We start from the raw sequence: 11,986 nt of genomic DNA on the forward strand, positions 1-11,986 counted from the left end.
GAGCCGATCTACAATCAAAACGGTGAGTCAGGAGCGCAAGGCGGGGGTCGCCCCACGGTGGAGCGCACTGCCGCGCCTCGTCGCGAAAGCCCCGCCGCTCGTGCTGCTGCTCGTCGGTGCCCTCGCCCTGCTGTTGGGGCTGCTCATCATCACGCGGCCGCTCACATCGCTTGTCATCCTGACGATCTACATCGGGCTGAGCGCCGTCGTCTCCGGCGTCGCCGACCTCGCCGGTCGCCGGGCGGCGACCTGGCCACGGCGGATCTTCGCGGGCGCGTGGATCGTTCTCGGGCTCGCCGTGCTCGTCGGCTTCGGACGCACCCTCGAGTTCCTCCCCGTGCTCCTGGCGTACCTGCTCATCCTCGGCGGCCTCGGTTCGCTCTTCGACGCGTTCACACGAGGCAGTGTCAGTCGTCGCGTCCTCGCGTTCGCGTGGGCGGGAGCGCAGATCGCCTTCGGTGTGCTCGCGCTGACCTGGCCCGACGTCACGGTGCTCGTCGTCGCGATCGTGTTCGGTGTGCGCACCACCGTCTTCGGCATCACGACGCTCGTGCGCGCTGTGCGCGGGTTCCGCCACGGAACGTCCGAGCCTGCGCCGGCGGGTGAGACGGGGCAGCGCCGCAGTGCGCGCGTGCGTGCATGGGCGGCCGCCGGCCGATACGCGCTCGCCGCGCTGCTGGTCGTGACGGCATCCGGCGGCTGGTGGCTCAATGACTGGCTGCAGGAGGGCGCCAAGGTCGTCGACGCGTTCTACGACCCGCCCGACCTCGTGCCCTATGAGCACGGTCGCCTGATCCGCTCCGACGACTTCGTGGGGCAGCATCCGCCCGGTGCCGAGGTGACCCGCATCCTGTACACGACGAGCGACGCCCTGGGGCGTGCGGCCGTCGCGAGCGCGCTCGTCATCGTCCCCGATGAGCGCCCGCCCGGTGCGCGCCCGGTCATCGCATGGAACCACGGCACGACAGGCGTGGCGCGCGGCTGCGCACCGAGCCTGCGCGATGCGTCCGCCACGCGCTGGGCGATCCCCGGGCTCGACCGCGCGCTCGCCAACGGATGGATCGTGGTGGCGTCGGACTATTCCGGTCAGGGGGCGCCGGGGGTCTTCCCCTACCTCATCGGCCAGGGCGAGGCCCGTTCGTCGCTTGATGCCGTGCTGGCCGCGCGCGAACTCGAGGGGTCGATCCTGTCGCCGCGCACGGTCGCATGGGGGCACTCGCAGGGTGGGCACGCGGCGCTGTGGATGTCGGAGATCGCCGAGGAGTACGCGCCCGAACTCGACATCCGCGGAACGGCGGTGCTCGCGCCCGTCGCCGAGCCACTCGCGCTCGCCGAAGAGATGCTGCAGAGCGACAGCAACGCGCTGCTGACGATCCTCACGTCGTGGGTGCTCGTGCCGTACGCCGATACGTATGCCGACGTCGACTTGACGCGCTACGTCGCCACGGGGGCCGAGACGATCGTGCGCGAGATGACCCAGCGCTGCCCCGAGGAGCCCGGCGTCATCGTCTCGGTGGCCACCGCCCTGGGCGTCTCCGAGGATCGGCCACTGTACATCGGCGACCTGACCGCCGGCGCCCTCGGCGAACGGCTCGCCGAGAATGCCGCGACGGGGCCGTGGGGCACGCCGATCCTCGTCACGTGGGGTGATCAGGACGAAGTCATCCCCCCGCGGCTGCAGCAGGAGTTCGTGCAGCGACTGTGCGCCGACGGCGAGCAGGTGCGCTGGGCCGTCTACAGCGGCTACGACCATCTGGGCACCCTGCTGCCCCGCTCACGCTTCCTGCCGCTGCTCATCTCGTGGACGGATGCCGTGCTGGGTGGGCGCGACCTGCCGCTGGACGACTGCCTCCGCTGAGAGGTCGGTGACCGCGGCGGCATCCGGTAAAGTCATATGGTTCCGGCGCGCTCGACGCGCCGGTGAGAGCTGAATACGGAGGCCCATCGTGGACATCGATCTCGGACTGCTGAGGACCGTCGAACGCGAGAAGGAGATTCCCTTCGACGAACTCGTTCGCATCATCGAGCAGGCGATCCTGACCGCCTACGCCAAGCACACATCGCCTGACGGCGAACTCCCCGCCGGTGCGCGGGCTGAGCTCAACCGCAAGACGGGCCACGTCTCGGTCTTCATCCCGCTGCGCGATGAGGAAGACGTCGTCATCGGCGAAGAGGAGTCCACGCCCGAGGACTTCGGCCGCATCGCCGCGTTCGCCGCGAAGCAGGTCATCAGCCAGCGTCTGCGTGACATCGCCGACGACGCCGTGCTGGGTGAGTTCCGCGGGCGCGAGGGCGACATCGTCGCCGGTGTCGTGCAGCAGGGTCCGAACCCCCGCATGGTGCACATCGACCTCGGCACGGTCGAGGCGATCCTGCCGCCCGAAGAACAGGTACCGGGCGAGGAGTACACCCACGGCCTGCGCCTGCGCGTCTACGTCACCTCGGTGTCGCGGGGCACGAAGGGGCCGCAGATCACCGTCTCGCGCACTCACCCCGGACTCGTGCGCAAGCTGTTCGCTCTCGAGGTGCCCGAGATCGCGTCGGGCCTGGTCGAGATCGTCTCGCTCGCCCGCGAAGCCGGACACCGCACGAAGCTCGCCGTCAAGGCGAACGACCCCACGATCAACGCCAAGGGCGCCTGCATCGGCGAGCTCGGCCGCCGCGTGCGGGCCGTCACCGAAGAGCTGAGCGGCGAGAAGATCGACATCGTCGACTATGACCCCGAGCTGCCCAAGTTCGTCGCCAATGCGCTCTCGCCCGCCAAGGTCACCTCGAGCTTCGTGCTCGACGCCTCGAGCAAGGCCGTGCGGGCGCTCGTACCCGACTATCAGCTGTCGCTGGCGATCGGAAAAGAAGGGCAGAATGCTCGCCTCGCGGCCAAGCTCACGGGCGCGAAGATCGACATCCAGCCCGACTCCATTCTGGAAGAGGGCTGACGCGCGCCGGGCGTTCAGCGTCGAGGTGTACCATGGACCCCGTACGAACGTGTGTCGGTTGCCGCATGCGCGCGCCACGGTCCGCCCTTCTGAGGGTGGTCTCCATCGAATCGACCCTCGTCCCCGACGAGCGGGCGATTCTGCCGGGGCGGGGCGCGTGGGTCCACGACACACATGAGTGCATGGCCGCCGCCCTTCGGCGCCATGCCTTCGTGCGTGCACTCCGTGTGTCAGGGCAGCCTGACACGCAGACCATCGAGAAACGGCTGAATGGCTATGGAAACAAAGTGAACGGCTCGAAATGAGACCCGTCCGCGACTAATGGTCTGTCCTGTCTGGGCAGACCCCAGACAGGAGAACTGTGGCAAACGCCAAACCCCGCGTCCACGAGATCGCATCGGAACTCGGTGTCGACAGCAAGGTGGCCCTCGCCAAGCTGAAGGAGCTCGGCGAATTCGTCAAGAGCCCCTCGTCGACGATCGAGCCGCCCGTGGCTCGCAAACTTCGCGCCGCCCTCGAGGCAGATGGCGCCAAGAAGCCCGCTGAAGGCGGCGAGAGCAAGCCCGCTCCCGCGCGCCCCGCGGGCCGTCCCGGTCCCGCGCGCCCTGCGGCACCGACCCCCGCACCTGCTCCCGCAGCGCCGAAGCCCGCTCCGGCCGCGCCCGCTCCGGCCGCGCCCGCTCCGGCGGCGCCCGCTCCGGCCACGCCGGCTCCGGCGGCTCCCGCGCCTGCCGCGCCCGCTGCTGAGGCCCCCGCGGCTCCGGTCGCACAGACCGACGCCGGCGCAGGCACCCCCGGTGCAGCGACGCCGCAGCCGCCCCGTCCGGGTGGTACCCCGCGTCCCGGTAACAACCCGTTCGCTTCTGCGCAGGGCATGGGCCAGCGGCCCGCCGGCCCGCGTCCGGGCAACAACCCGTTCGCTTCGGCGCAGGGCATGGGCCAGCGGCCCAACCCCGGCAACATCCCGCGCCCGCAGGCTCCGCGTCCCGGAGCTCCCCGTCCGGGCGCCCCGCGTCAGGGCGCCCGCCCCGGTGGCGGCGGTCGTCCCGGTGCACCGTTCCAGCAGCGTCCCGGCGGTCCCGGCCGTCCCGGCGGTGCCGCTGGTGGCTTCCAGCGTCCCGGTGGTCCGACCGGCGGCTTCGCCGGTCGCCCCGGTGGTGGTGGCGGTCGCGGTCGTGGCCCCGGCGGTGGCACTGCAGGTGCCTTCGGTAAGGGTGGCGGCAAGTCGAAGCAGCGCAAGTCGCGTAGGGCGAAGCGTCAAGAGTTCGAGATGCGGTCGGCGCCGGTCGTCGGCGGCGTCAACGTCTCGAAGGGCAACGGCGAGATCATCCGCCTTCGCCGCGGTGCATCCATCGCCGACTTCGCCGACAAGCTCGAGGCGCTGCGCGGCTACACCGTGCAGCCCGGCACGCTCGTGACGATCCTGTTCAACCTCGGTGAGATGGCCACGGCCACCGAGTCGCTCGATGAGGCGACGTTCGAGGTTCTCGGTGCTGAGCTCGGCTACAAGATTCAGATGGTGTCGCCCGAGGACGAAGACAAGGAGCTCCTCGAGGGCTTCGGTCTCGATCTCGAGGCCGAACTCGAGGCGGAGAGCGAGGACGACCTCGAGATCCGTCCGCCCGTCGTCACCGTCATGGGTCACGTCGACCACGGTAAGACCCGCACGTTGGACGCCATCCGCCAGACCAATGTGGTCGCGGGCGAGGCCGGTGGCATCACGCAGCACATCGGTGCGTACCAGGTCTGGACCGAGCACGATGGCATCGAGCGCGCGCTGACCTTCATCGACACCCCCGGTCACGAGGCGTTCACCGCCATGCGTGCCCGTGGTGCGCAGGTCACCGACATCGCGGTCCTCGTGGTCGCCGCCGACGACGGCATCATGCCGCAGACGGTCGAGGCGCTCAACCACGCACAGGCTGCAGGTGTGCCGGTCGTGGTCGCGGTCAACAAGATCGACAAGCCCGATGCGAACCCCGCGCGCGTGCGTCAGCAGCTCACCGAGTACGGCCTGGTCGCAGAGGAGTATGGCGGCGACGTCATGTTCGTCGACATCTCGGCGCGCAACGGAACCGGCATCCAGGAGCTTCTGGACGCCGTGCTGCTGACCGCCGATGCGGGACTCGACCTCACGGCGAACCCGAACAAGGCGGCGCGCGGCATCGCGATCGAAGCGAAGCTCGACAAGGGCCGCGGTTCGGTTGCCACCGTGCTCATCCAGTCCGGAACGCTGCGCGTCGGCGATGCGATCGTCGCGGGCACGGCCTATGGCCGCGTGCGCGCCATGATCGACGAGAACGGCGACGCCGTCCACGAGGCCTACCCCTCGCGTCCGGTCCAGGTGCAGGGTCTGAACTCCGTGCCCCGCGCCGGTGACGTGTTCATCGTCACCGACGAGGACCGCATGGCACGCCAGATCGCCGAGAAGCGCGAAGCCGCCGAGCGCAACGCGCAGCTTGCGAAGGCTCGCAAGCGCATCTCGCTCGAGGACTTCACGCGTGCTCTCGAAGAGGGCAAGGTCGAGTCGCTCAACCTCATCATCAAGGGCGACGTGTCCGGTGCCGTCGAGGCGCTGGAGGAGTCGCTCCTCAAGATCGAGGTCGACGATTCCGTGCAGCTTCGGATCATCCACCGCGGTGTCGGTGCGATCACCGAGTCGGACATCAACCTCGCGACGATCGACAACGCGATCGTCATCGGGTTCAACGTCCGTCCCGACACGAAGGCGCGCGAGCGCGCTGCCCGTGAGGGTGTGGACGTCCGGTTCTACTCGGTCATCTACAACGCGATCGACGATGTCGAGCAGTCGCTCAAGGGCCTGCTCAAGCCGGAGTTCGAAGAGGTCCGCTCCGGTGTCGCCGAGATCCGCGAGGTGTTCCGCTCCTCGAAGTACGGCAACATCGCCGGTGTCATCGTCCGCTCGGGCACCATCACGCGCAACGCCAAGGCGCGCGTCATCCGCGACGGCGTCGTGATCGCCGATGGCCTGGCCATCGACTCGCTGCGCCGCTTCAAGGACGACGTCACCGAGGTGCGCACCGACTTCGAAGCCGGTATCGGCCTCGGAAAGTACAACGACATCCAGGTGGGCGACGAGATCGAGACCACCGAAATGGTCGAGAAGCCTCGTACGTGATCGTCGACGTGGGGGATGCCGTCGGGCGTCCCCCACGTTTCGAAAGGAGTCATCATGGCATCGGAACGCCAAGCACGTGTCGCCGACCGCATCAAGGTCGTGCTGGCCGAGCGGCTTGAGAAGGGTCTGCGCGACCCCCGTCTCGGGTTCGTCACGATCACCGACGTGCGCGTCACGGGCGACCTGCAGCACGCGTCGGTGTTCTACACCGTCCTCGGCACAGATGAGGAGCGCGCGGCAAGCGCCCAGGCGCTCACGTCCGCGACCGGGTTGCTGCGCAGCGAGGTCGGACGCCAGCTCAACGTGCGGCTCACCCCGACGCTGGAGTTCATCCCCGACGCGATCCCCGAGAACGCGGGCCACATCGAGCACCTGCTGCGCGAGGCACGCGAGCGGGATGCGGCTGTGGCCGGACTCGCGGCATCCGCGGATTACGCGGGCGACGCCGACCCGTACGAAAAGAGTGACGACGCGGAGTGATCCACGTCGATGAAGAGAGCGGGTGCCACGCGGCATCCGCTTTCTTCGTTTCCGGGATTCGGATGTGCGTCGTCCGTCGACGCTCCGGTCGCTCGTTTGCCTGATTCGGCTGACCTCCCCGCCGTCAGTCTGCGACAAGTGAACGGAACGCCCCTCGCTCATGTGCCTCACTGTGCTGTCGAGTGCAGCCGCGCGGCGCACTCGGCGACATATGAACGGAACGCCGTCTGTCGGACGAAGGGCGGGCGCCGTGGTCAGCGGGGGAGTGCGAGGACACCGTCCGTCGCCTCGGCGAGGCCGTCGGCGATGAGGGAGTCGATCGCGCGATCACGCTGGCGGGCATCTGCCCAGTCGGGGATGACCTCGGTCAGCGGCGCGCGGTGGTCGGTGGCATCCCGCAACGTCTTCAGCACCGCACCGCGGGCCTGTCGGTCGCTGCCTTCGTAGCGCGCCTGCCTGCGGCGCTTGTCGCCCGTGTCGGGGTACCCCGCCGCACGCCATGCGCAGCGGTCGGCCAGGGGGCATTCACCGCAGCGGGGAGTCCGGGCCGTGCACACGAGGGCGCCCAACTCCATCGCGGCGGCGTTGACGACGGCGGCATCGGCGTCGTCACCGGGCAGGAGGGCCGCCATCGCCGCGAGGTCGCGCGTGGCGGGCGGGCCGGGCTGGCTGCGCCCGTCGACCGCGCGGGCGAGCACGCGTCGGGTGTTCGTGTCGACGACCGGGTGCCGGTCCCCGTACGCGAAGACGGCGACGGCGCGTGCCGTGTAGTCGCCGATGCCGGTGAGGGCGAGCAGTTCGCCGACGTCGCGCGGCACGGTGTCGTCGTGACGGTCGCGGATCTCGGTCGCGGCGCGGTGCAGCCACAGCGCGCGCCGGGGGTAACCGAGGTTCGCCCACTCGCGCACGGCGTCGGCCGGAGTGGCCGCGGCGAGGGCCGAGGGGGTCGGCCAGCGCTCGAGCCAGGAGGCCAGCAGCGGAATGACGCGGGCCACCGGCGTCTGCTGCAGCATGAACTCACTGACGAGGATGCCCCATGCGCCGTACCCGGCGCGGCGCCACGGCAGGTCGCGCGCGTTCCGCCGATACCACGCGATGAGCGGCGTCGTGAGGTCGGGCACGCCCGCCAGCCTAAGCCTCGATCCGCCCCGCCGCGCGCCCGCGAGGCCGTCTTCCGGCCGGAGGGCGCGCCGTAAGCTGGAGGGTATGCCCGCGCCCTGCATCGTCCTCGTCGACAAGCCCCAGGGCATCACGAGTCACGACGTCGTCGCGCGCGCGCGCCGCGCCTTGGGTACCCGCAAGGTCGGCCACGCCGGCACGCTCGACCCGATGGCGACGGGGCTACTCGTGCTGGGTGTCGAGGGGGCCACGCGCCTGCTCACCTACATCGTCGGCCTCGACAAGACCTACGAGGCGACGATCCGCCTCGGAGTCACGACCGACACAGACGACGCCGAGGGCGAGACCACGGCCACGACGGATGCCGCCGGCCTCGACGATGCCGCCATCGCCCACGAGATCGCCCGGATCACGGGCCGGATCTCGCAGGTGCCGAGCACGTATTCCGCGATCAAGGTCGACGGACGTCGCGCGTACGACCTCGCGCGCTCGGGTGAAGCCGTAGAACTCAAGCCGCGCGAGGTCACCGTGTCGCGGTTCGAGGTGCTGGACATCCGCCGGCCCGAAGCGACCTCGGAGCCGGGCGTCCTCGACCTCGACGTCGCCGTGGACTGCTCGAGCGGCACGTACATCCGCGCTCTCGCGCGAGACCTCGGCTCCGCGCTCGGCGTCGGCGGGCACCTCACGGCGCTGCGGCGCACACGCATCGGGCCGTTCCCCCTCGCCGAGGCGGCATCCATCGACGACCTGGCCGATGCCGACCACCTGAGCCCGGCCGCCGCGGCGGTGGCCGTTCTCGGCCGCCTCGACGTGACCCAGGACGAAGCGCGCGACCTGCGACACGGCAAGCGCCTCATCGATGCCGCATCCCGTCTGCCGCACTCGCCGACCGCCGTCATCGCACCCGACGGCGCCCTCGTCGGCATCGTCGAGCGGCGCGGCGCCGACATCAAGAGCGCCATGAACATGCCTGAGGAGGCACCCCGATGATCCTGTGGTTCACGATCGCCCAGCTGGTGGTCGCCGTTTCGGCAGGAGTGCTGTGCGTCGTCCTGGGGCTCATGGGGCGCCGCCCGAGTGACCTGACGGTGGGCTCCCTCGCGCTCATCGAGCTGCTGCTCATCGCCCAGGTCGTCATCGCGATCGTCTCGCCGCTCGCGGGAAATCCGCCGACGGGCAGCCTTCTCGAACTGTGGGTGTACCTCGTCTCGGCCGTCATCCTGCCTCCCGCCGCGGCGCTGTGGGCTCTGGTCGAACGCAGCCGCTGGAGCACTGTCATCATGGGCATCGCGGCGCTGTCGGTCGCCGTCATGGTGTGGCGCATGCAGGTCATCTGGACCGTGCAGGTCGCATGACCGGGCGCGCGGCGCGGACAAGCGGCATCCGTCCTAGGATTGACAGGTCATGACGTCGCCTGCTCGCCCCCGCATGACCGGCATCGGCCGTGTGCTCGTGATCGTCTACGCGGTCATGGCGCTCGCCGCCACCGGTCGGTCCTTCGTCCAGATCGTCCGCGAATTCGACGAGGCTCCGCTGGCGTACTCGCTGTCGGCCCTCGCCGCCGTCGTCTACATCCTCGCGACGCTCGCGCTCGTCTTCTCGAGCTCTCGTGCGTGGTACCGCATCGCCTGGGCGGCGATCGCCTTCGAACTTGTCGGCGTGCTGGTCGTCGGCACGCTGTCGCTCGTCGTGCCCCAGATCTTCGGCCACCCGACGGTGTGGTCCTGGTTCGGGCTCGATTATGTCTTCGTGCCGCTCGTGCTGCCATTCCTGGGGCTGTGGTGGCTCATCACCCACCGCACGCGTGACGCGACCGCAGCTGCTCCCACGGTGGCCTCGTGATCGTCTTTCGCGACCCCGCCGAGGTGCCCTCGGGCTTCGGCCCGTCGATCGTCGCGATCGGCAAGTTCGACGGCGTGCACTCGGGTCACCGTGCCGTCATCGGCCGGGCGATGGTGGATGCCGCGGCCAGCGGCGCTCGCGTGGTGGCCGTGACGTTCGACCGCAACCCGCTCGCCCTGCTGCGGCCCGACCTCTGCCCGCCCACCCTGGTCGGGGTGAATCAGAAGCTGCAGCTCCTCGCTCAGACGGGCGTCGACGCGACGCTCATGCTGACCTTCGATCAGGCGCTGGCCGACCAGAGCCCGCGCGAGTTCGTTAAGCGCGTGCTCGTCGATGCGCTGGGCGCGAGCGTCGTGCTCGTGGGCGGGGATTTCCGCTTCGGCAGTCGAGGATCCGGCACCGTCGAAGTGCTGCGCGACCTCGGACGCGAGTTCGGTTTCGACGTGCAGGTCGTCGACGATGTCCGAGCCGTCGAGGGAGATCGCCGGGTGTCCTCGACCTGGGTGCGCGAGCTCCTCGCCGAGGGCGAGGTCGCGACCGCGGCGAAGCTGCTGGGTCGCCCCCACGCCGTGTGGGGAGAGGTCGTCCACGGTCTCAAGCGAGGTCGCGAGATGGGCTTTCCCACCGCCAATCTCAGCCCCGATCTCGAAGGCTTCGTGCCTGCCGACGGTGTCTACGCGGGCTGGCTCGTCGATGAGACCTCCGCCGACGGACTGCGTCCCGGCATCCGTCATCCCGCAGCGATCAGCGTCGGCACGAATCCGACGTTCGACGATGTCCCCGTGCGGCAGGTCGAAGCCCACGTGCTCGATGAGACCGAGCTCGACCTGTACGGTCACCGCGTCGAGGTGCAGTTCATCGATCGGGTGCGCGGCATGGTGGCGTTCGAGGGTATCGACGCCCTCATCGAGCAGATGGCCGACGATGTCGAGCGGGTGCGCCGCACCCTGAGCTGACCGTCGAGGCGCGCACGAACCGCGTCGACTCCGTCGGCGCTCGGTCCGCGTCGGCGGCGTCTTCTGCTCGCTGCCGCTGTGGCCGCCGGCTGCGGCATGCCGGTGCTTCCGGCGACTGCCGTCGAGCGCAGCGCACCCCGGTCGTCGTGCGACCCCGCGCGGCCGAATCGGTGTCGTGACGTTCGCGCTGCTTGTTTCCGGCGTCGATGGCGGCTAGCGTAGCGACGGAATGCTCATTCGAGAGCATCGTGCACATACGAGCGGAGCGACGTGGCGACCGAAGTGAGAGTGCCGACGACGGGGAACGCGGGTGAGCCTGCGGTCGTGCAGGAGTGGAGAGTCGCGGTGGGCGACGCCGTGGCCGAAGGCGACATCGTCGCGACGCTGGAGACCGCGAAGGCGGCCGTCGACATCGACGCGCCGACGTCGGGCATCGTGCTCGACATCCGCTTCGCGGAGGGAGACGAGGCGACCGAGCACGAGGTTCTGCTCGTTCTCGGCCAGCCCGGTGAGTCGGCGCCGCCCGCATCCGCTGCGCCGGCCGCGGCCGAGGATGAGGAGCCAGAGGCCGCGCCCGTCCCCGAGATGTCGCCGACACCGGCCCCGCGCGCGCGCATCAGCATCTCGCCGCGCGCGCGCAGAGTCGCCGAGGCTTCCGGCGTGGACATCGCCGCCGTCACAGGCACCGGGCCGTTCGGGCGCATCCTCGTCTCGGACATCGAAGAGGCCGGGCGGAGCGCCGCGCCCGTCACAGCTCCCGCCCCCGTCTCAGTCCCCGCACCCGGCGTCGCCGAGCCGCCTGCAGGGGAGCGCGTCGTCCGCCGTCTGGCCGTCCGCGGCGCGCGAAAGATCACGGCGCAGCGCATGCACGCCTCCCTCCAAGGATCCGCGCAGGTCACGCTCACGAGGTACGCCCCTGCGGATGCGATGCTCGCCTATCTCGAGCGGCTGCGTCTCGCATCGGACGCCCAGGGCGCCCAGCGCATCGGTGTCAACGATCTGCTCCTGTTCGCGACGGCGCGGACGGTGCTGAAGCATCCGGCAGCGAACGCGTGGTTCGACTGGGACACCATCACCGAGTTCGATCACGTCGACCTCGGCTTCGCGGTCGACACGGGGCGTGCGCTGCTCGTGCCGGTCATCCGCAATGCCCAGGACCTGTCGCTCGCGGAACTCGCGCGAGAGGCTCAGTCCGCGATCGGCCGCGCGCGCGAAGGGCGCACGGCCCCGCCCGAGCTGGAGGGCGGGACGTTCACGGTGTCCAACCTCGGCGGTGCGGGAATCCACTGGTTCACGCCCGTCATCAACCCGCCGCAGGCCTGCATCCTCGGCATCGGCGCGGTCCATCGCGCGGTGCCCGACGCGCCCGCGCAGGTACCCCTCTCGCTGACCTTCGACCACCGAGCGCTCGACGGCAGGGCCGCCGCGGCGCTGCTGGCCGATCTCGCCCTCGCGATCGAGCACGTCGACACGCTCGCCGCTTTCTGACATCTCCCATCCCACGGAAAGACGAC

At 70.1% G+C, this 11,986-nt stretch carries 11 protein-coding genes; 10 read left to right on the forward strand and 1 reads right to left on the reverse strand.

Going from position 1 to position 11,986, the window contains the following annotated elements; translation table 11 throughout:
* The first annotated feature begins 22 nt into the window (after positions 1 to 22).
* The 5 genes from AC25YV_RS02195 (at position 23) to rbfA (ending at position 6,555) form a co-directional block, all read left to right on the forward strand.
* Positions 23 to 1,858, forward strand: a complete 1,836-nt coding sequence (locus AC25YV_RS02195; protein ID WP_488122180.1) for a lipase family protein — start codon at positions 23 to 25, stop codon at positions 1,856 to 1,858.
* 88 nt (positions 1,859 to 1,946) lie between these two features.
* Positions 1,947 to 2,936: a transcription termination factor NusA gene (gene nusA / locus AC25YV_RS02200; RefSeq protein WP_488122181.1), complete on the forward strand. Its 990-nt coding sequence runs from the start codon at positions 1,947 to 1,949 to the stop codon at positions 2,934 to 2,936.
* A 32-nt stretch (positions 2,937 to 2,968) separates the two neighbouring features.
* Positions 2,969 to 3,241: a YlxR family protein gene (locus AC25YV_RS02205; protein WP_488122182.1), complete on the forward strand. Its 273-nt coding sequence runs from the start codon at positions 2,969 to 2,971 to the stop codon at positions 3,239 to 3,241.
* A 56-nt stretch (positions 3,242 to 3,297) separates the two neighbouring features.
* Complete coding sequence (infB, locus tag AC25YV_RS02210) at positions 3,298 to 6,075, forward strand: translation initiation factor IF-2 (RefSeq protein WP_488122183.1); 2,778 nt, start codon at positions 3,298 to 3,300, stop codon at positions 6,073 to 6,075.
* 54 nt (positions 6,076 to 6,129) lie between these two features.
* On the forward strand, positions 6,130 to 6,555 hold the full coding sequence (gene rbfA / locus AC25YV_RS02215; protein WP_488122184.1) for a 30S ribosome-binding factor RbfA: 426 nt from the start codon (positions 6,130 to 6,132) through the stop codon (positions 6,553 to 6,555).
* Positions 6,556 to 6,809: 254 nt separating this feature from the next.
* Here the strand turns inward: rbfA and AC25YV_RS02220 are convergent, their stop codons facing one another.
* A complete protein-coding gene (locus tag AC25YV_RS02220; protein ID WP_488122185.1) occupies positions 6,810 to 7,676 on the reverse strand; it encodes an HhH-GPD family protein in 867 nt (288 codons plus the stop codon).
* Between the two features lie 85 nt (positions 7,677 to 7,761).
* Between AC25YV_RS02220 and truB the strand changes: the two genes are divergently transcribed.
* The 5 genes from truB to AC25YV_RS02245 all read left to right on the forward strand — a co-directional run bounded on the left by truB (position 7,762) and on the right by AC25YV_RS02245 (position 11,960).
* Complete coding sequence (gene truB, locus AC25YV_RS02225; RefSeq protein WP_488122186.1) at positions 7,762 to 8,664, forward strand: tRNA pseudouridine(55) synthase TruB; 903 nt, start codon at positions 7,762 to 7,764, stop codon at positions 8,662 to 8,664.
* Positions 8,661 to 9,029 (forward strand): hypothetical protein, encoded by a 369-nt coding sequence (locus tag AC25YV_RS02230; RefSeq protein ID WP_488122187.1) that lies wholly within the window; start codon positions 8,661 to 8,663, stop codon positions 9,027 to 9,029. The genes truB and AC25YV_RS02230 overlap by 4 nt, the downstream gene beginning before the upstream one ends.
* A 49-nt stretch (positions 9,030 to 9,078) precedes the next feature.
* Positions 9,079 to 9,516: a hypothetical protein gene (locus tag AC25YV_RS02235; RefSeq protein WP_488122188.1), complete on the forward strand. Its 438-nt coding sequence runs from the start codon at positions 9,079 to 9,081 to the stop codon at positions 9,514 to 9,516.
* Positions 9,513 to 10,472 (forward strand): bifunctional riboflavin kinase/FAD synthetase, encoded by a 960-nt coding sequence (locus AC25YV_RS02240; protein WP_488122189.1) that lies wholly within the window; start codon positions 9,513 to 9,515, stop codon positions 10,470 to 10,472. Before AC25YV_RS02235 ends, AC25YV_RS02240 begins: the two co-directional genes overlap by 4 nt.
* A gap of 270 nt (positions 10,473 to 10,742) precedes the next feature.
* Entirely contained in the window at positions 10,743 to 11,960 is a 1,218-nt protein-coding gene (locus AC25YV_RS02245) for a dihydrolipoamide acetyltransferase family protein (RefSeq protein ID WP_488122190.1), read from the forward strand.
* Positions 11,961 to 11,986 lie beyond the last annotated feature (26 nt).

It is taken from the genome of Microbacterium sp. Y832 (genome assembly GCF_057669765.1).

Excerpts from the sequence above, each read along its gene's own strand:
- AC25YV_RS02235 (WP_488122188.1), top strand. The coding sequence starts at position 9,079 with ATGACGTCGCCTGCTCGCCCCCGCATGACCGGCATCGGCCGTGTGCTC.
- truB (WP_488122186.1), top strand. The coding sequence starts at position 7,762 with ATGCCCGCGCCCTGCATCGTCCTCGTCGACAAGCCCCAGGGCATCACG.
- AC25YV_RS02205 (WP_488122182.1), top strand. The coding sequence starts at position 2,969 with ATGGACCCCGTACGAACGTGTGTCGGTTGCCGCATGCGCGCGCCACGG.
- AC25YV_RS02230 (WP_488122187.1), top strand. The coding sequence starts at position 8,661 with ATGATCCTGTGGTTCACGATCGCCCAGCTGGTGGTCGCCGTTTCGGCA.
- rbfA (WP_488122184.1), top strand. The coding sequence starts at position 6,130 with ATGGCATCGGAACGCCAAGCACGTGTCGCCGACCGCATCAAGGTCGTG.